This is a genomic window from Pseudomonas sp. BC42 (assembly GCF_021560055.1).
GTDB lineage: Bacteria > Pseudomonadota > Gammaproteobacteria > Pseudomonadales > Pseudomonadaceae > Aquipseudomonas.
This window is the reverse complement of the sequence record NZ_CP091067.1, coordinates 1439182-1458195: the sequence shown is the minus strand read 5'-3', so window position 1 is coordinate 1458195 and position 19014 is coordinate 1439182. Positions and strand designations below refer to the sequence as shown.

Here is a 19014-nt window from a genome sequence, read left to right as displayed (position 1 = left end):
GGGACATGCGAATGCAACTCACTGACAAAGTAATCATGATCACCGGCGGTTGCCAAGGCCTGGGCCGCTCCATGGCCGAGTATTTCGCGGCCAAGGGCGCGCGGCTGGCCCTGGTCGATCTCAACCAGGAAAAACTCGATCAGGCGGTCGCCGCCTGCCAGGCCCTGGGCGTCGAGGCCCGTGCCTATCTGTGCAATGTCGCCAATGAAGAACAGGTGAGCCACACGGTGGCCCAGGTGGCCGAGGACTTCGGCGCCATCCACGGCCTGATCAACAATGCCGGGATCCTGCGCGACGGCCTGCTGGTCAAGGTCAAGGACGGTGAAATGACCAAGATGAGCCTGGCCCAGTGGCAAGCGGTGATCGACGTCAACCTGACCGGGGTATTCCTCTGCACCCGTGAAGTGGCGGCAAAAATGATCGAGCTGAACAACAGTGGCACGATCATCAACATCTCCTCGATCTCCCGCGCCGGCAATATTGGCCAGACCAACTATTCCGCGGCCAAGGCCGGGGTCGCGGCGGCCACCGTGACCTGGGCCAAGGAACTGGCGCGCTATGGCATCCGCGTGGCCGGTATTGCCCCGGGCTTTATCGAAACCGAGATGACCTTGGGCATGAAGCCTGAAGCCCTGGAGAAGATGACCTCGGGGATTCCCCTCAAGCGCATGGGCAAGCCGGAGGAAATCGCCCACTCGGCGGCGTACATCTTCGAGAACGACTATTACACCGGACGCATCCTGGAGTTGGATGGCGGCCTGCGGGTCTGATCCTGTCATCGCAACGGTAGGAGCCGGCTTGCCGGGCAAGGCGATCTTGCCAGCGCCTGCGCCGGCAAGCCGGCTCCTGCCTGATCCTCCCGCCTGGGGCTTCAGTCGTCGCTGATGGTGATGTTGGGCATCGCCGGCGCCGCGGCTTCCTGCAATACGATGCGCGCCCCCACATGCCGCGCCAGTTCCTGATAGACCATGGCGATCTGGCTTTCCGGCTCGGCGATCACCGTCGGCTTGCCGCCGTCGGCCTGCTCACGGATCAGCATCGACAGCGGCAGCGAGGCCAGCAGTTCGACGCCGTACTGGCTGGCCAGTTTCTCACCGCCGCCCTCACCGAACAGATGCTCGGCATGACCGCAGTTGGAGCAGATGTGCACCGCCATGTTCTCCACCACCCCCAGCACCGGGATGTTGACCTTACGGAACATCTCCACGCCCTTGCGTGCATCCAGCAGGGCCAGGTCCTGAGGCGTGGTGACGATCACCGCCCCGGCCACCGGGACTTTCTGCGCCAGGGTCAGCTGGATGTCGCCGGTGCCTGGCGGCATGTCGATCACCAGGTAGTCGAGGTTGCCCCAGTCGGTCTGGGTCACCAATTGCAGCAAGGCGCCCGAAACCATTGGCCCGCGCCAGACCATGGGCGTGTTGTCGTCAGTGAGGAAGGCCATGGACATGACTTCGACCCCGTGGGACTCAATGGGCACGAACCACTTCTGGTCCTTGATCTTTGGCCGGGTGCCTTCGGCGATGCCGAACATGATGCCCTGGCTCGGACCATAGATATCGGCATCGAGAATCCCCACCTTGGCGCCTTCGCGGGCCAGGGCCAGGGCCAGGTTGGCGGCGGTGGTGGACTTGCCCACACCGCCCTTGCCGGACGCCACCGCCACCACGTTCTTGACGTTGGCCAGGCCCGGGATCTGCGCCTGGGCCTTGTGCGCGGCGATCACGCTGGTGATCTCGACCTTGGCCGAACCGACGCCGTCCAGGCCTTCGATGGCCAGTTGCAGCATCTGCGCCCAGCCGCTCTTGAACAGACCGGCGGCATAACCCAACTCCATGCGGACCGTGACCCGGTCGCCCTGGACGTCGATGTCCCGCACACAGCCGGCGCTGACCGGGTCCTGGTTCAGGTAAGGGTCGGTGTACTGGCGAAGGACGGCTTCCACCGCTGCGCGATTGACGGCGCTCATGGGCAACTCCGATAACAAGACTGGAAAATCAGCCGGCTATCCTACGCCGCCGACTCCTTCGTGGCGAGGGAGCCCGCTGCGTACAATCTGTCCGGAAGGGTGAAAAATCCGCGCCGGCGCTTTATAGTGGCCGACCTCCGTTTCATCAAGTAGCCGAGCCCCATGTCCGAGCCACGCAAGATCCTCGTCACCAGCGCCCTGCCCTATGCCAATGGTTCCATCCACCTTGGCCACATGCTTGAGTACATCCAGACCGACATGTGGGTGCGCTTCCAGAAGCATCGCGGCAACCAATGCATCTATGTCTGCGCGGACGACGCACACGGCTCGGCCATCATGTTGCGCGCGGAAAAGGAAGGCATCACCCCGGAACAACTGATCGCCAACGTCCAGGCCGAACACAGCGCCGACTTTGCCGACTTCCTGGTGGACTTCGACAACTTCCACTCGACCCACGCCGAGGAAAACCGCGAGCTGTCGAGCCAGATCTACCTCAAGCTGCGCGACGCCGGGCACATCGCCACGCGCTCCATCACCCAGTATTTCGACCCGGAAAAGAAAATGTTCCTGGCCGACCGCTTCATCAAGGGCACCTGCCCGAAATGCGGCACTGAGGACCAGTACGGCGACAACTGCGAAAAATGCGGCGCCACCTATGCCCCCACCGACCTGAAGGATCCGAAGTCGGCGATCTCCGGCGCCACTCCGGTGCTCAAGGATTCCCAGCACTTCTTCTTCAAGCTGCCGGACTTCCAGCAGATGCTGCAAAGCTGGACCCGCAGCGGCACCCTGCAGGACGCCGTGGCCAACAAGATCGCCGAGTGGCTGGATGCCGGCCTGCAGCAGTGGGACATTTCCCGCGACGCGCCGTACTTCGGCTTCGAGATCCCCGACGAGCCGGGCAAATACTTCTACGTGTGGCTGGACGCACCAATCGGCTACATGGCCAGCTTCAAGAACCTCTGCAACCGTCGTCCGGAGCTGGATTTCGACGCGTTCTGGGGCAAGGATTCCACCGCCGAGCTGTACCACTTCATCGGCAAGGACATCGTCAACTTCCACGCCCTGTTCTGGCCCGCCATGCTTGAAGGCGCCGGCTACCGCAAGCCGAGCGGCATCAACGTCCACGGCTACCTGACGGTCAATGGCCAGAAGATGTCCAAGTCTCGCGGCACCTTCATCAAGGCCCGCACCTACCTGGAGCACCTGTCGCCGGAATACCTGCGCTACTACTACGCCTCCAAGCTGGGCCGTGGCGTCGACGACCTGGACCTGAACCTCGAAGACTTCGTGCAGAAGGTCAACTCCGACCTGGTGGGCAAGGTGGTCAACATCGCCAGCCGTTGCGCCGGCTTCATCCACAAGGGCAATGCCGGGGTGATGGTCGACAGCAATGCCGCCCCCGAGCTGACCGAGGCCTTCCTGGCCGCCGCACCAAGCATCGCCGACGCCTATGAAGCCCGCGACTTTGCCCGCGCCATGCGCGAAATCATGGCCCTGGCCGACCGCGCCAACGCCTGGATCGCCGACAAGGCCCCATGGTCGCTGAACAAGCAGGAAGGCAAGCAGGCCGAGGTGCAGGCCATCTGCGCCACCGGCATCAACCTGTTCCGCCAGTTGGTGATCTTCCTCAAGCCGGTGCTGCCGCTGCTGGCCGCCGATGCCGAGGCGTTCCTCAACGTGGCGCCGCTGACCTGGAACGACCACCAGCACCTGCTGGCCAACCATCAGCTCAACGAATTCAAGCCGCTGATGACGCGGATCGACCCGGTAAAAGTACAAGCCATGACCGACGCCTCGAAAGAAGACCTGACCGCCAGCCAGACCGACACCGGTGCCGCAGCACCTGCTGGCAACGGCGAACTGGCCAAGGATCCACTGTCGCCGGAAATCGACTTCGACACCTTCGCCGCCGTCGACCTGCGTGTCGCCCTGATCGTCAAGGCCGAAGCCGTGGAAGGCGCCGACAAGCTGCTGCGCCTGACCCTGGATATCGGTGATGAGCAACGCAACGTGTTCTCCGGAATCAAGAGCGCCTACCCGGACCCGTCCAAGCTGGATGGTCGCCTGACCATGATGATCGCCAACCTCAAGCCGCGGAAAATGAAGTTCGGCATTTCCGAGGGCATGGTGATGGCTGCCGGCCCTGGCGGCGAAGAGATCTACCTGCTGAGCCCGGACAGCGGCGCCAAGCCTGGCCAGCGGATCAAGTAAGCCTCCACGCAGCCCCCCATCCCCCCGTCGCGCCCAGGCGCAACGGGGGGATTTGCATATCTGGCGACCCTGCGTGCGCGCAGAGTTTGCCTACTCTTGAGGGATAGCCTGCCCGCACCGGCCGCCACCATGACCCAGTTCCTGCTCGCCCTTTTCAGTACCGTCCTGATCAACAACTTCGTGTTGCAATGGCCGCTGGGCGTCGATCCGCTGTTGCAGGCCGACGGTAGCAACCGGCAACGGGTTCATGCCCTGGGGCTGGCGACCACGGTGTTGATGCTGCTCAGCAGCGTGCTGGGGCATGTCCTTTACCGTGGGCTGTTGCAGCCCTGGGGGCTGGCGGCGCTGCAATTGTTCATCTGGCTGCCATTGAGCCTGTTGCTGATCAAACCGCTGCTGAGGCTGCTGTCCCGGGCCCTGCCGCGCTTGCCGTTCGAAGGCCTCTGGCCCTTGCTTCTGGGCAATGCCGGCATGCTCGGCCTGCTGCTGATCGGCGCCCGGGACGATCTGGACCTGGCCACCCTCAGTGCCATGAGCCTGGGCGCCGGACTGGGTTTCTGGCTGGTGCTGAGTCTGTTCAGCGACTTGCGCCAGCGTATTTCCACCAACGATATTCCCCTGCCCTGGCGCGGCCTGCCGATCGACCTGATCAGCGCCGGTCTCATGGCGGTGGCGTTTTTCGGCTTCAACGGACTGATCAAAACATGAGTCTGATTCAACGCATCGATGCCCTGCTGCCCCAGACCCAATGCGGCAAGTGCGGCCATCCCGGATGCAAGCCCTACGCCCAGGGCATCGCCAACGGCGAGGCCATCAACAAGTGCCCGCCCGGAGGCCAGGAAACCATTGCCGGCCTGGCGCAACTGTTGCAGTTACCGGTACTGGAACTGGACCGCAGCCGCGGCGAAGCGCCGGCACAGATCGCCCATATCCGCGAGGCGGAGTGCATTGGCTGTACCAAGTGCATCCAGGCCTGCCCGGTGGACGCCATCGTCGGCGCGGCCAAATGGATGCACAGCGTGCTGATCGACGAATGCACCGGTTGCGACCTGTGCGTGGCGCCTTGTCCGGTGGACTGCATCGATATGCTGCCGCTCCCGGAGGCCAAGGTGGTGCCGATTGTTGGCGGCCTGGCCACCAGCCCCGAGCAACTGCAGGCCCGCAACAGCAAGCGCGAGCGGGCGCGACGGCGCTTCGAACAACGCAACGAGCGCTTGCAACGAGAAGAAGCCCGGCGCCTGGCCGAGCGTCAGGCTCGCGCGCAGAAAGCCGCGCAGGCTGCCGACGACAGCCAGAATCCGCTGCAGGCCGCCATCGAACGGGTCCGCGCGCAGAAAGCCGCTGCCGACGACGCGGCGCTGAAAAAAGCCAAGATCGAGCTGGCCATGAGCCGGGCTCAATTGCACAAATCCCTCAAGGCCTTCGGCCACCCACCGACCTTCGAGCAGCAGGCACAGCTCATCGTGCTGCAGCGTCAGTTCGAAGCCGCCGAGCAGGCCCTGGCTCAGCTGGAGTCGGCGGCGCCAGCTGCGGCGGCCCCCGTGGCCAAGGACGCCGAACTCAAGCGGGCAAAGATCCAGCTGGCCACCCGCCGCGCCGAACTGAAAAAGGCCCAGGCAGCGCAAGCCTCCGACGCCGAGCTACACGCCTTGAGCGCCGCCCTGGCGGCCGCCGAACAGGCGCTGCACGCCGCCGAGGACGCCAGCGGCAAACCGGCCCCGGTACTGATGCGTAGCGAAAAGCGCCCGATCGACCCGCAACTGCGGCAACTGAAAACCGAACTGGCCTACGCCCGCGCCGAACTGAACAAACTGCAGCGCCAGCCTGACACCCATGCCGAGCAACTGGCCCAGGCTCAAGCGCGCTTGCACGAGGCCGAACGCCAGGTGAAGGCCCATGCTGACTGCTGACGGCGTCGACCAGCGCCTGCGCCAGGCCATGCAGCGCGTGCTGCTGGCCACGCTGCCCGGGCTGCTGGTGTTGCTGTGGTGGTTCGGCTGGGGCGTACTGCTCAACCTGTTGCTGGCGATAGGCGGCGCCCTGGCCATGGAAGCCCTGGCGCTGTCGCTGAGAAAGCGTGCGCTGCCAACTGGCCTTGGCGACGGCAGCGCCCTGGTCAGCGCCACCTTGCTGGCCCTGGCGTTGCCACCTTACTGCCCCTGGTGGCTGCCGCTCAGTGCCGCGGCAGCAGCCATTGCCCTGGGCAAGCAGGTGTACGGTGGAGTCGGCCAGAACCCGTTCAATCCGGCGATGCTCGGATACGCCCTGGCCTTATTGTGCTTTCCCCAATCGATGACCCATTGGCCCGCGCCGCACGCCATGGACCTGGGCACGGGGCTGCAACACGTCTTCGGCCTCTCTAACGGCCTGCAAGCGGATGCCTGGGCCCAGGCCACGGCGCTGGACAGTCTGCGCATCAACAAGAGCCTGACCCTCGACGAACTCTTTGCCAGCAACCCGGCCTTCGGCCATTTCGGCGGTCGGGCCGCGCAATGGATCAACCTGGGATTTCTTGCCGGAGGCCTGTTTCTGCTGCAGCAGCGGGTCATCGGCTGGCAGGCGCCGGTGGGCATGCTGGGCAGCCTCCTGGTCATCAGCCTGGTGTGCTGGAACGGCACGGGCTCGGACTCCCACGGTTCACCGCTGTTTCATCTGCTCAGCGGCGCCAGCATGCTCGGCGCGTTCTTTATCGTCACCGAGCCGGTATCGGGACCCAAGACGGAAAAAGCCAGGTTGCTGTTTGGTGTCGGTGTCGGCCTGCTGACCTACCTGATCCGGACGTGGGGCGGCTACCCCGACGGCGTCGCCTTCGCCGTGCTGCTGATGAACCTGGCGGTGCCGGGACTGGAACGCCTGTGCGCGGCAAAACGGGAGAACGCTTGAGCATGAAAAAATCCAGCGCTCTGCTCCTGCTGGCCCTGCTCGGTTTGCTGGGCGTGGCGGCGACCTTGTGGCTGCACTCGGTTGCGGCGCCGCGTATCGCCGCCGAACAACGGGCACTGCAGGCGCGCAAGTTGCTCGACCTGCTGCCTGTTGCCAGCTACGACAATCAGCCCCTGGAGCAGCCACTGCCTCTGAGGGATGTGCAACTGGACAACAGCCGCTTGCTGCAGGGCTACCTGGCCACCCGCCAGGGTCAGCCCAGCGCCGTGCTGTTGCGCAGCCAGGTCAGTGGTTATGCCGGCCCCATCGAGCTGTTGATCGCCATCGACAGCCAGGGCCGGCTGCTGGGCAGCAAGACCCTCCGACAAGATGAAACTCCCGGCCTGGGCGCCAGGATCGCTGATCAGCCCAACCCCTGGTTGCAAGGCTTTGCCGGCAAGTCTCGCAGTGATCCGGGCGATGCCGCCTGGGCGCTGAAGAAGGACAGCGGCCAGTTCGATCAGATTGCCGGCGCCACCATCACCTCCCGCGCTGTCATCAGTGCCCTGCACGATGCCTTGCGCTACTTCGACGAACATCGCCAGCAACTGCTCACGGGGGCCGCCCATGAGTAAGCCGCTGACATTGCCGGGCCTGCTGATGCTGACGCCGCTGATCGGGGCCACCGACTCCTGGGTCAAGGCCCTGGGCCTGGCCCTGGCATCCGGGCTGCTGCTCAGCTTGTTTGGGGCCGCCATGGGCCTGTTGCGAGCAGCGCTGCAACGCCAGCAGCAGTGGCTCGCCAGCCTGCTGCTCGGAGCGTCCCTCGGCAGTTGCCTGTGGCTGGCGCTGCAGGCATTGAGTTACGAACTGCACCAGCAGTTGAGCCTGTACCTGGGCCTGCTGCCCCTGCAATGCGTGATACTGGAACAGGCGGGCTTCTTCCAGCACCGCGAGCGACTGCGCCTGGCCGCTGGCTACTGTGGCGCACTGGTGCTGCTGGGCGCACTGCGCGAACTGCTGGGCACCGGCGCCTTGGGCAGCCATCTGGGCTGGCTTGTCGGCCAGAGCGGTGACAGCACCGGCTGGGTGCTGCTACCCCAGGGCGGCTTGCGCCTGCTGACTCTGGCCCCCGGGGGCTTTATCCTGCTGGGCCTGTTGCTGGCGGCAAAGCGGGCCTGGACCGCCTCATCGCCCTTCAACCGACAGTCTTCGAGGAAATGAACCACCCATGAATGCCGCCAAACGCCTGGAAATATTTCGCCGACTTCATGAAGACAATCCCGAGCCCAAGACCGAACTGGCCTATTCCTCGCCGTTCGAGCTGCTGATCGCGGTGATTCTTTCGGCGCAATCGACCGACGTCGGGGTCAACAAGGCGACCGCCAAACTCTTCCCCGTGGCCAATACACCCGCGGCGATTCACGCCCTGGGGGTCGAAGGCCTGTCCGAGTACATCAAGACCATCGGCCTGTACAACAGCAAGGCCAAGAACGTCATCGAAACCTGCCGCCTGCTGGTGGAACGCCACAACAGCGAAGTGCCACAAACCCGGGAAGAACTGGAAGCCCTGCCCGGTGTCGGGCGCAAGACCGCCAACGTGGTCCTCAACACCGCCTTCCGGCAGCTGACCATGGCGGTGGACACCCACATCTTCCGGGTCAGCAACCGCACCGGCCTGGCCCCGGGCAAGAACGTGGTGGAAGTGGAGAAAAAGCTGCTCAAGTTCGTGCCCAAGGAGTTCCTGCTGGACTCCCATCACTGGCTGATCCTGCACGGACGCTATGTCTGCCTGGCCCGCAAGCCACGCTGCGGCAGCTGTCGAATCGAAGACCTGTGCGAATACAAGCAGAAGACTTCCGACGATTGAGGAAGCATTGATTTTGCCGATGAGTCGATTGAAAAAATCTTTTTTACCCGCCAGGAGAATATCGATATAAGGAGCGCCAATGGCAGTCTTAGCCTGGAGTTGACCTTATGAGCACTGGCAAAGAACAACTGGACGTAGAAGAAGACTTCATCGCCGCGGAAACAGACGATGTCGAACCGGTGGTCGAAGTGGCGAAAACCAATCTGAGCAAGCGCCGCACCATCGACAATCTTCTGGAAGAGCGGCGCCTGCAGAAACAACTGGCCGATTACGACTTTGACCTGTAGTCGCAAAAGAACCTCCAGACGGAGGTTTTTTTGTGCCTGTCTTGCCGTCACGCCCGGCCGATCAGCCTCGCGGCATGACCGGCCCTATCCGTACTTTCAGGCCTGGCAGTCCAGCATCGTCTCGGACAGCAAGGCTCACGCCAACTGATGGCGCTGGGCAAACTCGATCAGGTCAACCAATGAACGCGCGTTGAGCTTGGCCAATAACCGCCGCTTGTAAGTACTGACCGTCTTGTTGCTCAGGCACAGGCCTTCAGCAATCTCCTTGTTACTCATGCCATTGGTGAGCTGTTTCAATACGATCAACTCACGTCCGGAAAGAAGCTCGATCATTTCTTCCTCGCTGCTGATGCCCTGGCTGGAACGAAAAGTGTGCAATGCCTCGTTGGGAAAGTAGCTGTAACCCGCCAATACCGCCCGTACCGCACTGATCAGCTCGGTAATGTCCTGCTGCTTGCACACGTAGCCGGCGGCACCGGCCTGCATGCAGCGCATGGAAAAGGGCCCTGGCGCTTGCAGCGTCAATACCAGGATCTTGATCGGCAAACTTCTGAACATGAGGCGAGCTATAACTTCAAGTCCATCCAGTTGTGGTATGCCAATATCCAGAATCAAGATATCGGGAACATATTCAAGAGCCAACTTCAATGCGTCCGTACCGTTATCTGCTTCTGCCACTACTTCAAAGCCATGACGCTCCATCAACATGCGAACAGCGAGGCGAACAACAGGATGATCGTCCACGATCAATACTCTTTTCATAGGTCCATCCAAGTACTTAGAGTTTTTTAGAGCCCGCACAATACCCCAGAGAATTGACTCTGACACCGTGCCAAAAGGGGCTACGAGCCTACGAGGACGATCCTTACAAACAATACCGATTTACCTTACAAAATAAATTAGATAAAGGGCGTTCAACGGAAAAGTTGCTTAGGATTAATCTTCAATTCAGCTACTTTTCGTACTAAAAAATTACACGCTGCCGCATCTTTTCCAGCGCCAACCGCTGATAACTCCGCCATCACTCACTTCATTTTTTCCAATCAACTTCTCTGTCCAAGCATTGCTCTGCAGCAACAAGCCGTTGAGTTAATCAAAGGCAAAAAAAAGCCCCGCATAGGGCGGGGCTCTTTTTCAACAACTCGGGATCAGATCAGAGTCCGGCCCTTGTTGGCAGCAATGCGCATGCGCAGGGCATTGAGCTTGATGAAGCCTGCTGCGTCCGCCTGGTTGTAAGCACCGCCGTCTTCTTCGAAGGTGGCGATGTTGGCGTCGAACAGCGACTCATCGGACTTGCGACCGGTCACGATCACGTTGCCCTTGTACAGCTTCAGGCGCACGACACCGTTCACGTGGGCCTGGGAGGCGTCGATCATCTGTTGCAGCATCAGACGCTCAGGACTCCACCAGTAGCCGGTGTAGATCAGGCTGGCGTACTTGGGCATCAACTCGTCTTTGAGGTGAGCCACTTCGCGGTCCAGGGTGATGGACTCGATGGCGCGGTGGGCACGCAGCATGATGGTACCGCCCGGGGTCTCGTAGCAGCCACGGGACTTCATGCCGACGTAACGGTTCTCGACGATGTCCAGACGACCGATGCCGTGCTCGCCACCAATGCGGTTCAGGGTCGCCAGCACGGTAGCCGGGGTCATTTCCACGCCGTCGATGGCGACGATGTCACCGTTGCGGTAGGTCAGTTCCAGGTACTGCGGGGTATCAGGAGCCTTCTCCGGGGAGACGGTCCAGCGCCACATGTCTTCTTCGTGCTCGGTCCAGGTGTCTTCCAGCACGCCGCCTTCATAGGAGATGTGCAGCAGGTTGGCGTCCATCGAGTACGGCGACTTCTTCTTGCCGTGACGCTCGATTGGAATACCGTGCTTCTCGGCGTAGTCCATCAGCTTCTCGCGGGACAGCAGGTCCCACTCGCGCCAAGGAGCGATCACTTTCACGCCTGGCTTGAGGGCATAGGCACCCAGCTCGAAACGCACCTGGTCATTGCCCTTGCCGGTAGCACCATGGGAAATGGCGTCGGCGCCGGTTTCGTTGGCGATCTCGATCAGACGCTTGGCGATCAACGGACGAGCGATGGAAGTACCCAGCAGGTACTCGCCTTCGTAGACGGTGTTGGCGCGGAACATCGGGAAAACGAAATCGCGCACGAACTCTTCGCGCAGATCGTCGATGTAGATCTCTTTGACGCCCATGGCTTGCGCCTTGGCGCGGGCCGGCTCGACCTCTTCGCCTTGGCCCAGGTCAGCAGTGAAAGTCACTACTTCACAGTTGTAAGTATCCTGCAGCCACTTGAGGATCACCGAAGTGTCCAGGCCGCCTGAATACGCCAGAACGACCTTGTTAACGTCCGCCATGCCATCACTCCACGGGGTTGTACGGAAAGCCGCCAAGTCTACCGATCCACGCGGATAATTTACAGAGGCGCGACAGCTTATGACGACCAAGCGACAGATTATGTCGAGCGCGCGACGATGACAGCCGTATCAGGAGGTCGCAGCAGCGCTGGAGCCAGAGGCCGCCTGGGGCGCTGGAGCCGGCTTTTCGGTGGGCGCAACCCGCTCCAGATGCACATTGACCCGACGGTTCTTCGCCCGGTTGGCGGCATTGGTGTTGGGCGCCAGGGGGTAACGCTCGCCATGGAAGCGCACCACGATCTGGTTTTCCGCCAGGCCATTGGCCTTGAAGAACTCCATCACCGCCAGTGCACGACGACGGGACAGGTCGCGGTTGGTCAAGCGATTGCCGCTGTTGTCCGAGTGGCCATCCAGTTCGACGTGGTTGACCGTCGGGTCGGCCTTGATGAAGTCCACCATCACCTGCAGCTTGGCCTTGGCCCGGGCATCGAGCTCGATCCCCCCTCCCGGAAAACCGATCTCGCCCTGCTTCACCTGCTCGTAGTTCATCGGCAGCAGCTTGGCCATGCAGCTTTGATAGTCGCCATACGCCTTGCTGAACTTCACCGGCAACAGGCGCACTTCGGACACTCCGCCTTCACGGGAATAATTGCGCACCACGGGGCTGCGCCCCTCCAGCAGCCCGATGATCAGGCGCCCGGCCTGCATCTGGTTGCTGTTGAACAGCACCCCGTCAGTACCGGCCTTGACCGCCCCGAGGTTGATGTCGCCACGTCCCGGCTGCCAGGGCGCCGCTGCCGCAAGCAGAGTCGCCGAGCCCCCCGCCTGCATCGGGTTGAAGCTCTTGAGACGAAAGATCGCCTGCTCGCCGGCGCGGCGAACGAATTCGCCGGAACCGAAATCGGTTACCGGTTGGATCAGGCGGCACTCGAATTTGTCGCCTTCGACCGTCCACTCAATGCTCTCCAGACGAGTCTGGAAAGTGAGAGCCATCGCGGGCAGGCTGGCAAACACACTGAGCAAGGCTAGATAACGCTGGCGCACGGGAGGCTCCACTGACGTGTACAACAGAAAAATCGACAGGCGTTAATACGCCATACCTTCGGGATATCGGTTGCTCGTCGCAAAACTTGATAGCGAGTGCCTGGAAGAGTCTTTTCCGGTAGCATTCCCACCGAGTTTTACCCGCCTGGAACCTCCCATGTCCGACCGCCTGACCCTGCTGCGTCCCGACGACTGGCATATTCATCTTCGCGATGGTGCCGTGTTGCCCAATACAGTCGCAGATGTCGCGCGCACCTTTGGCCGCGCCATCATCATGCCCAACCTGGTACCTCCGGTGCGCAACGCCGTGGAAGCCGACGCCTATCGCCAGCGTATTCTAGCTGCGCGCCCGGCCGGCAGCCGCTTCGAGCCGCTGATGGTGCTTTACCTGACCGACCGCACCCAGCCGGACGAGATCCGCGCGGCCAAGGCCTGTGGCTTCGTGCACGCCGCCAAGCTGTATCCGGCCGGTGCGACCACCAATTCGGATTCGGGCGTGACCAGCATCGACAAGATCTTCCCGGTGCTCGAAACCATGGCCGAAGTCGGCCTGCCGCTGCTGATCCACGGTGAGGTGACCCGCGGCGAGGTCGATGTCTTCGACCGCGAGAAAATCTTCATCGACGAACACATGCGTCGCGTGGTCGAGCGCTTCCCCAGCCTGAAAGTGGTGTTCGAGCACATCACCACCGGTGAAGCCGTGCAGTTCGTCAAGGAGGCTTCGGCCAACGTCGGCGCCACCATCACCGCGCACCACCTGCTGTACAACCGCAACCACATGCTGGTGGGCGGTATTCGTCCGCACTTCTATTGCCTGCCGATCCTCAAGCGCAACACCCACCAGGAAGCCCTGCTGGATGCAGCCACCAGCGGCAGCGAGAAGTTCTTCCTCGGCACCGACTCCGCGCCCCACGCCCAGCATGCCAAGGAAGCCGCTTGCGGTTGTGCCGGCTGCTACAGCGCCTACGCCGCAATCGAGCTGTATGCCGAAGCGTTCGAACAGCGCAATGCCCTGGACCAGCTGGAAGCCTTTGCCAGCCTCAACGGTCCGCGCTTCTACGGCCTGCCGGCCAACACCGATCGCATCACCCTGGTTCGTGAAGAATGGACCGCCCCCGCCAGCCTGCCGTTCGGCGAGCTGACTGTCATTCCGCTGCGCGCCGGTGAAAAACTGCGCTGGCGCCTGCTGGAGGATCACTCGTGAGTGACGACCATTTCGACGACGAACAAGACGGCAACAGCGGCGCCCCCCGCCATCCGATGGCGGCACGCTTTCGCGGTTACCTGCCGGTAGTCGTCGACGTAGAAACCGGTGGCTTCAACTCAGCCACCGACGCCCTGCTGGAGATTGCCGCTACCACCATCGGCATGGACGAAAAGGGCTTCGTGTTCCCCGAACACACCTATTTCTTCCGCGTCGAGCCTTTTGAAGGCGCCAACATTGAAGCCGCGGCGCTGGAGTTCACCGGGATCAAGCTCGACCATCCCCTGCGCATGGCCGTCAGCGAAGAAACCGCTCTCACGGATATTTTCCGTGGTGTGCGCAAGGCGCTGAAAGCCAACGGCTGCAAACGCGCGATCCTGGTGGGCCACAACAGCAGCTTCGACCTGGGCTTCCTCAACGCCGCCGTGGCGCGCCTGGACATGAAGCGCAACCCGTTCCACCCGTTCTCCAGCTTCGACACCGCCACCCTGGCTGGCCTGGCTTACGGCCAGACCGTTTTGGCCAAGGCCTGCCAGAGCGCCGGCATCGACTTCGACGGTCGCGAGGCCCACTCGGCCCGCTACGACACCGAGAAGACCGCCGAGCTGTTCTGCGGCATCGTCAACCGCTGGAAGCAAATGGGCGGCTGGCAGGACTTCGACGACTGATCGATCCCTGGTCGAGTTGAATCGCCCGCATAAAAAAACCGGCCCTGAGGCCGGTTTTTTTATGCGTGACGCCAGGCTTACAGCTTGCCGGCGTTCTCGCTCAGGTAAGCAGCAACGCCTTCTGGCGAAGCGGTCATGCCCTTGTCGCCTTTCTTCCAGTTGGCAGGGCAGACTTCGCCGTGCTCTTCGTGGAATTGCAGAGCGTCGACCAGACGGATCAGCTCTTCCATGTTGCGGCCCAGCGGCAGGTCGTTGACGATCTGCGAACGGACAACACCTTTGTCGTCGATCAGGAACGCGCCACGGAAGGCCACGCCGCCTTCGGACTCGACGTCATAGGCCTTGGCGATGTCGTGTTTCATGTCAGCGGCCATGATGTATTGAACCTGACCGATGCCGCCGGCATTGATCGGGGTGTTACGCCAGGCGTTGTGGGTGAAGTGCGAGTCGATGGAAACAGCGATCACTTCCACGTTGCGCGCCTTGAAGTCGGCCATGCGGTGGTCCAGAGCGATCAGCTCGGACGGGCAAACGAAGGTGAAGTCCAGTGGGTAGAAGAACACCAGGCCGTATTTGCCTTTGATGGCCGAGGACAGGGTGAAGCTGTCGACGATTTCGCCATTGCCGAGAACGGCCGGTACGGTGAAGTCAGGGGCTTGTTTGCCTACGAGTACGCTCATTGGATATCTCCTGGTGTGGACGTAGTAATGAAGAAGGGGATTGGCCTTGAGTCTGCCACGCTGATGCGACAGCTCTGTGACCCGACCCCGCTTCGCAAGGACCGACCATCATACACCGCGTCTTTGAGCTGTCCTTAACGGTTTTTCGTCAGCCCGGCCCACAAAGCGGAAAATGCGAATCATCTGTCACCATCGCTAACAAAACCGTTCGTCACCCCGGGATGAAACGGCCACAAAGGCGGCCGAAACCACTTTGACAATCATTCTCGTTAACATTAAGATCCATCGCAATTGAGCCCTAACCAGCGACGGTTCTCATCCTATGTATGTCTGCCTCTGCACCGGTGTCACCGACGGACAAATTCGCGAAGCGATCTACGAAGGTTGCTGCAGCTACCGTGAAGTGCGCCAGGCCACCGGCGTCGCCAGCCAATGCGGCAAATGCGCATGCCTGGCCAAGCAAGTGGTTCGCGAAACCCTGACCGAATTGCAGAGCAGCCAAGCCGCCATTCCCTACCCAGTGGAATTTAATGTTGCTTGATGTACCGAATAAATAGCCGCATTTGAAACAACCGGACCTAGCGTCCGGTTTTTTTATGTCTGTAATTCAATCGCTTAGGTGCAAAACGCGGAACACAAACATTCTTATTCCGATTAATTTTCATATATTATTCAATAACTTAGGTTTGACAGTAATGTTTGTGCGGCTCAGACTCTGCCCTTATTTCACTAATTAAAGGGCAGGACCCCAACATGAAAGGCGACATTACAGTCATCCAGCATCTCAATAAAATCCTTGCCAATGAACTGGTCGCGATCAATCAGTACTTCCTGCATGCACGCATGTATGAAGACTGGGGCCTGAACAAGCTGGGCAAGCACGAGTACCACGAATCCATCGACGAGATGAAGCATGCGGACAAGCTGATCAAGCGCATCCTCTTCCTCGAAGGCCTGCCCAACGTCCAGGACCTGGGCAAGTTGCACATCGGCGAACACACCAAGGAAATGCTCGAGTGCGACCTGCGCATCGAACGCACCGGCCACGCCGACCTCAAGGCCGCCATCGCTCACTGCGAATCGGTTGGCGACTTCGGCAGCCGTGAACTGCTGGAAGACATTCTGGAGTCCGAAGAAGAACACATCGACTGGCTGGAAACCCAACTGGGCCTGATCGACAAAGTGGGTATCGAGAACTACCTGCAATCGCAAATGGGCGACGAGTAACCAACGCCCATGTAATAAAAAGCCCCGCCCTCGTAAGAGAGGCGGGGCTTTTTATTGACCGCGAACAAGAAGTTCGCGTCAGGCTTCGGTCTTGGCAGCCGCTTTTTCGGCAGCAGCCTTGATCAGGCTCTGCAGCTCACCATTGGCAAACATTTCAGCCATGATGTCGCTACCGCCGACCAACTCACCGGCCACCCACAGTTGCGGGAAAGTTGGCCAGTTGGCGTACTTGGGCAGGTTGGCGCGAATCTCTGGGTTTTGCAGGATGTCCACGTAAGCGAACTTCTCACCACAGCCCATTACGGCCTGAGCGGCTTTTGCCGAGAAGCCGCACTGCGGGGCATTCGGCGAGCCTTTCATGTAGAGCAGAATGGTGTTGTTGGCAATCTGCTCTTTAATAGTTTCGATGATATCCATGGAACACCTCGGCTGAACTTTCCGACTCTGTTGTCGGCACGGTGGCGCATTGTAACGGAATCCTGAGCGCCCTGCTCGGCCTCTCCGACAGACACCTCAGGCCGCCTCCACGGTAACCGGCACCCCGTTCAACGCCGCATTCCCGGACAACGCATCGAGCTGACGCTCATCGGTCAGGTCATTGGCGCTGCAGCCAGGCTGCTCCCTGGCAATGCTCATCTGCACGCCGGGACGCCTGTGCCCCCAGCCATGGGGCAGACTTACCACGCCCGGCATCATCTCGCTGCTGGCCAGCACTTCCACCTCCACCGCGCCCACCCGGGATCGGACTCGCACCCGCTGACCATCACTCAGGCCCCGTTGAGCCAGATCCTCGGGATTCATCAATAGCTGATGGCGAGGCTTGCCCTTCACCAGGCGGTGATAGTTGTGCATCCAGGAGTTATTGCTGCGCACATGCCGACGTCCGATCAGCAACAACTCGCCCGAAGGTGGCGCACTCAACGCGGCAAAGCGTTGCAGATCGGCCATGATTGGCGCCGGTGCGGCCTGGATCCGCCGATTCTCGGTTTTCAAGCGGGCCGCCAGGTTCGGCTGCAGCGCCCCAAGATCAATGCCGTGGGGGTACTGGTCCAGAGTCGCCAGGGACAGCTTGAGCGGCGAGGCATCGCCGTAAGGCCCGGCGCGCAAGCCCATGTCGATCATCTGTGCAGGGGCCAGGGTCGGCTTCAACGGGATGGCGGTCTGCGCGGCAAATGCCTTGGCCAGGCCGACGAAGATCTCCCAGTCATGCAGCGCCCCTTGAGGCTTGGGCAGGATCGCTCGATTGAAGCGACTGACATTGCGCACCGCGAACAGATTGAAGGTGGTGTCGTAGTGATCGTTCTCCAGAGCCGAGGTGGACGGCAGGATCAGGTCGGCATAACGGGTGGTTTCATTGATGTACAGATCGATGCTGAGCATGAACTCCAACCCGTCCAGGGCCTGCTCCAGCTGCCGGCCGTTGGGTGTGGACAACACCGGATTGCCGGCCACGGTGATCAGGGCCCTTACCTGTCCTTCGCCCTCGGTGAGCATCTCTTCGGCCAGGGCCGATACCGGCAGCTCGCCGCCGTACTCCGGAAGCCCGGAAACCCGACTCTGCCAGACATTGAAGTGACCGCCCGAGGTCGCCGCCACTAGGTCCACCGCCGGCTGGGTGCACAAGGCACCGCCGACACGGTCCAGGTTGCCGGTGACCAGATTGAGCAGCTGCAGCAACCAGTGGCACAGCGTGCCGAAGGCCTGGGTCGACACCCCCATGCGCCCGTAACAGACCGCCTTGTCCGCCGAAGCGAAATCCCGGGCCAGTTGCCGAATCTGCGCAGCCGGAATTGCGCACAACGGACTCATGGCTTCGGCAGTGAACCGCGCAATTGCCTGGCGCACCTCGGCCAGCCCATCCACCGGCAAATGGCTGTCGCGGGTCAGGCCGGCGTCGAAAATGCTGTTGAGCAGACCGAACAGCAGCGCCACATCGCCCCCCGGCCGGATAAACAGGTGCTGATCGGCCATGGCTGCGGTTTCACTGCGCCGCGGATCGACCACGACCACCTTGCCGCCACGAGCCTGAATGGCCTTGAGGCGCTTCTCCACATCCGGCACGGTCATGATGCTGCCGTTGGATGCCAGGGGATTGCCGCCCAGGATCAGCATGAAATCGGTGTGATCGATGTCCGGAATCGGCAACAGCAGGCCGTGGCCATACATCAGGTAACTGGTCAGGTGCTGGGGCAACTGATCGACCGATGTGGCCGAGAAACGATTGCGGGTCTTGAGCTGGCCGAGAAAGTAATTGCTGTGGGTCATCAGCCCATAGTTGTGCACGCTGGGATTGCCCTGGTAGGTCGCCACGGCATTGTTGCCATGGCGCTGCTGGATGCTCGCCAGCCGCTCGGCCACCAGGGCAAAGGCCTCGTCCCACTCGATGGGCTGCCATTGGTTGCCCACACGGCGCACCGGCTGGCGCAGGCGATCGGGATCATTCTGGATATCCTGCAGGGCCACGGCCTTGGGGCAGACATGGCCACGGCTGAAACTGTCCAGGGGGTCGCCCTTGATCGAGGTAATGCGCGGAGCGCTGCCCGGCTCTTCAGTGATTTCCAGGGTCAGGCCGCAGATGGCTTCGCACAGGTGGCAGGCACGGTGATGGAGAGTCTTGGTCATGGCC

Annotated in this window: 20 protein-coding genes; 13 read left to right on the top strand and 7 right to left on the bottom strand. The window is 61.5% G+C overall.

Going from position 1 to position 19014, the window contains the following annotated elements; translation table 11 throughout:
• Positions 1 to 11: 11 nt before the first annotated feature.
• Positions 12 to 770, top strand: coding sequence for an SDR family oxidoreductase (locus tag L1O02_RS06890; RefSeq protein ID WP_060840788.1), 759 nt, complete (start codon positions 12 to 14; stop codon positions 768 to 770).
• A 101-nt stretch (positions 771 to 871) separates the two neighbouring features.
• Here L1O02_RS06890 and apbC read toward each other — a convergent pair whose 3' ends face one another.
• Positions 872 to 1966 (bottom strand): iron-sulfur cluster carrier protein ApbC, encoded by a 1095-nt coding sequence (gene apbC, locus L1O02_RS06885; protein WP_060840789.1) that lies wholly within the window; start codon positions 1964 to 1966, stop codon positions 872 to 874.
• 162 nt (positions 1967 to 2128) lie between these two features.
• On the opposite strand from apbC, the gene metG reads away from it, so the two are divergent.
• The 8 genes from metG (at position 2129) to L1O02_RS06845 (ending at position 9199) form a co-directional block, all read left to right on the top strand.
• On the top strand, positions 2129 to 4180 hold the full coding sequence (gene metG, locus L1O02_RS06880; protein ID WP_060840790.1) for a methionine--tRNA ligase: 2052 nt from the start codon (positions 2129 to 2131) through the stop codon (positions 4178 to 4180).
• Between the two features lie 129 nt (positions 4181 to 4309).
• A complete protein-coding gene (locus tag L1O02_RS06875) occupies positions 4310 to 4888 on the top strand; it encodes an Rnf-Nqr domain containing protein (protein ID WP_108545311.1) in 579 nt (192 codons plus the stop codon).
• Positions 4885 to 6090: an electron transport complex subunit RsxB gene (gene rsxB, locus L1O02_RS06870; protein WP_235759724.1), complete on the top strand. Its 1206-nt coding sequence runs from the start codon at positions 4885 to 4887 to the stop codon at positions 6088 to 6090. The genes L1O02_RS06875 and rsxB overlap by 4 nt, the downstream gene beginning before the upstream one ends.
• Positions 6077 to 7063, top strand: coding sequence for an RnfABCDGE type electron transport complex subunit D (locus L1O02_RS06865; RefSeq protein ID WP_235759723.1), 987 nt, complete (start codon positions 6077 to 6079; stop codon positions 7061 to 7063). The genes rsxB and L1O02_RS06865 overlap by 14 nt, the downstream gene beginning before the upstream one ends.
• Before the next feature lie 2 nt (positions 7064 to 7065).
• Positions 7066 to 7677, top strand: coding sequence for an RnfABCDGE type electron transport complex subunit G (locus L1O02_RS06860; protein ID WP_060840794.1), 612 nt, complete (start codon positions 7066 to 7068; stop codon positions 7675 to 7677).
• Positions 7670 to 8266 (top strand): Rnf-Nqr domain containing protein, encoded by a 597-nt coding sequence (locus tag L1O02_RS06855; RefSeq protein ID WP_060844471.1) that lies wholly within the window; start codon positions 7670 to 7672, stop codon positions 8264 to 8266. The genes L1O02_RS06860 and L1O02_RS06855 overlap by 8 nt, the downstream gene beginning before the upstream one ends.
• A gap of 7 nt (positions 8267 to 8273) precedes the next feature.
• Positions 8274 to 8912, top strand: a complete 639-nt coding sequence (nth, locus tag L1O02_RS06850) for an endonuclease III (protein ID WP_060840796.1) — start codon at positions 8274 to 8276, stop codon at positions 8910 to 8912.
• A gap of 107 nt (positions 8913 to 9019) precedes the next feature.
• Positions 9020 to 9199 (top strand): hypothetical protein, encoded by a 180-nt coding sequence (locus L1O02_RS06845; protein ID WP_016965325.1) that lies wholly within the window; start codon positions 9020 to 9022, stop codon positions 9197 to 9199.
• A 135-nt stretch (positions 9200 to 9334) separates the two neighbouring features.
• Here the strand turns inward: L1O02_RS06845 and L1O02_RS06840 are convergent, their stop codons facing one another.
• From L1O02_RS06840 to L1O02_RS06830, 3 genes are all read right to left on the bottom strand, one after another.
• Positions 9335 to 9961, bottom strand: coding sequence for a response regulator transcription factor (locus L1O02_RS06840; protein ID WP_016965324.1), 627 nt, complete (start codon positions 9959 to 9961; stop codon positions 9335 to 9337).
• Between the two features lie 386 nt (positions 9962 to 10347).
• The gene (locus L1O02_RS06835) at positions 10348 to 11565 is read right to left on the bottom strand and encodes an argininosuccinate synthase (RefSeq protein WP_016965323.1); all 1218 of its coding nucleotides are present in this window, start codon (positions 11563 to 11565) and stop codon (positions 10348 to 10350) included.
• A gap of 129 nt (positions 11566 to 11694) precedes the next feature.
• Positions 11695 to 12609: an OmpA family protein gene (locus L1O02_RS06830; RefSeq protein ID WP_060844472.1), complete on the bottom strand. Its 915-nt coding sequence runs from the start codon at positions 12607 to 12609 to the stop codon at positions 11695 to 11697.
• Between the two features lie 157 nt (positions 12610 to 12766).
• Between L1O02_RS06830 and pyrC the strand changes: the two genes are divergently transcribed.
• Together pyrC and rnt are read left to right on the top strand one after the other, a co-directional pair.
• Positions 12767 to 13813 (top strand): dihydroorotase, encoded by a 1047-nt coding sequence (gene pyrC, locus L1O02_RS06825; protein WP_060840798.1) that lies wholly within the window; start codon positions 12767 to 12769, stop codon positions 13811 to 13813.
• Positions 13810 to 14481 carry a ribonuclease T gene (rnt, locus tag L1O02_RS06820; protein WP_060840799.1) on the top strand — a complete coding sequence of 224 codons (672 nt, stop codon included), beginning with the start codon at positions 13810 to 13812 and terminating at the stop codon, positions 14479 to 14481. The genes pyrC and rnt overlap by 4 nt, the downstream gene beginning before the upstream one ends.
• A gap of 77 nt (positions 14482 to 14558) precedes the next feature.
• Here rnt and L1O02_RS06815 read toward each other — a convergent pair whose 3' ends face one another.
• Positions 14559 to 15161 carry a peroxiredoxin gene (locus L1O02_RS06815; RefSeq protein ID WP_007922432.1) on the bottom strand — a complete coding sequence of 201 codons (603 nt, stop codon included), beginning with the start codon at positions 15159 to 15161 and terminating at the stop codon, positions 14559 to 14561.
• 322 nt (positions 15162 to 15483) lie between these two features.
• Here L1O02_RS06815 and L1O02_RS06810 point away from each other — a divergent pair, with 322 nt between their 5' ends.
• Positions 15484 to 15702 (top strand): bacterioferritin-associated ferredoxin, encoded by a 219-nt coding sequence (locus L1O02_RS06810; protein ID WP_011063112.1) that lies wholly within the window; start codon positions 15484 to 15486, stop codon positions 15700 to 15702.
• 212 nt (positions 15703 to 15914) lie between these two features.
• Positions 15915 to 16388, top strand: a complete 474-nt coding sequence (bfr, locus tag L1O02_RS06805; RefSeq protein WP_011063113.1) for a bacterioferritin — start codon at positions 15915 to 15917, stop codon at positions 16386 to 16388.
• 78 nt (positions 16389 to 16466) lie between these two features.
• Here bfr and grxD read toward each other — a convergent pair whose 3' ends face one another.
• Entirely contained in the window at positions 16467 to 16805 is a 339-nt protein-coding gene (gene grxD / locus L1O02_RS06800; RefSeq protein ID WP_011063114.1) for a Grx4 family monothiol glutaredoxin, read from the bottom strand.
• A gap of 96 nt (positions 16806 to 16901) precedes the next feature.
• Entirely contained in the window at positions 16902 to 19010 is a 2109-nt protein-coding gene (locus L1O02_RS06795; RefSeq protein ID WP_108545306.1) for a molybdopterin oxidoreductase family protein, read from the bottom strand.
• Positions 19011 to 19014: the final 4 nt, after the last annotated feature.

What these genes read in the sequence shown, in the direction of transcription:
- L1O02_RS06840 (WP_016965324.1), bottom strand. Translation starts at nt 9,961, where the DNA reads ATGAAAAGAGTATTGATCGTGGACGATCATCCTGTTGTTCGCCTCGCT.
- apbC (WP_060840789.1), bottom strand. Translation starts at nt 1,966, where the DNA reads ATGAGCGCCGTCAATCGCGCAGCGGTGGAAGCCGTCCTTCGCCAGTAC.
- nth (WP_060840796.1), top strand. Translation starts at nt 8,274, where the DNA reads ATGAATGCCGCCAAACGCCTGGAAATATTTCGCCGACTTCATGAAGAC.
- grxD (WP_011063114.1), bottom strand. Translation starts at nt 16,805, where the DNA reads ATGGATATCATCGAAACTATTAAAGAGCAGATTGCCAACAACACCATT.
- L1O02_RS06890 (WP_060840788.1), top strand. Translation starts at nt 12, where the DNA reads ATGCAACTCACTGACAAAGTAATCATGATCACCGGCGGTTGCCAAGGC.
- bfr (WP_011063113.1), top strand. Translation starts at nt 15,915, where the DNA reads ATGAAAGGCGACATTACAGTCATCCAGCATCTCAATAAAATCCTTGCC.
- rsxB (WP_235759724.1), top strand. Translation starts at nt 4,885, where the DNA reads ATGAGTCTGATTCAACGCATCGATGCCCTGCTGCCCCAGACCCAATGC.
- L1O02_RS06855 (WP_060844471.1), top strand. Translation starts at nt 7,670, where the DNA reads ATGAGTAAGCCGCTGACATTGCCGGGCCTGCTGATGCTGACGCCGCTG.
- L1O02_RS06865 (WP_235759723.1), top strand. Translation starts at nt 6,077, where the DNA reads ATGCTGACTGCTGACGGCGTCGACCAGCGCCTGCGCCAGGCCATGCAG.
- L1O02_RS06845 (WP_016965325.1), top strand. Translation starts at nt 9,020, where the DNA reads ATGAGCACTGGCAAAGAACAACTGGACGTAGAAGAAGACTTCATCGCC.
- L1O02_RS06875 (WP_108545311.1), top strand. Translation starts at nt 4,310, where the DNA reads ATGACCCAGTTCCTGCTCGCCCTTTTCAGTACCGTCCTGATCAACAAC.
- L1O02_RS06860 (WP_060840794.1), top strand. Translation starts at nt 7,066, where the DNA reads ATGAAAAAATCCAGCGCTCTGCTCCTGCTGGCCCTGCTCGGTTTGCTG.
- L1O02_RS06835 (WP_016965323.1), bottom strand. Translation starts at nt 11,565, where the DNA reads ATGGCGGACGTTAACAAGGTCGTTCTGGCGTATTCAGGCGGCCTGGAC.
- L1O02_RS06815 (WP_007922432.1), bottom strand. Translation starts at nt 15,161, where the DNA reads ATGAGCGTACTCGTAGGCAAACAAGCCCCTGACTTCACCGTACCGGCC.
- L1O02_RS06810 (WP_011063112.1), top strand. Translation starts at nt 15,484, where the DNA reads ATGTATGTCTGCCTCTGCACCGGTGTCACCGACGGACAAATTCGCGAA.
- L1O02_RS06795 (WP_108545306.1), bottom strand. Translation starts at nt 19,010, where the DNA reads ATGACCAAGACTCTCCATCACCGTGCCTGCCACCTGTGCGAAGCCATC.
- metG (WP_060840790.1), top strand. Translation starts at nt 2,129, where the DNA reads ATGTCCGAGCCACGCAAGATCCTCGTCACCAGCGCCCTGCCCTATGCC.
- pyrC (WP_060840798.1), top strand. Translation starts at nt 12,767, where the DNA reads ATGTCCGACCGCCTGACCCTGCTGCGTCCCGACGACTGGCATATTCAT.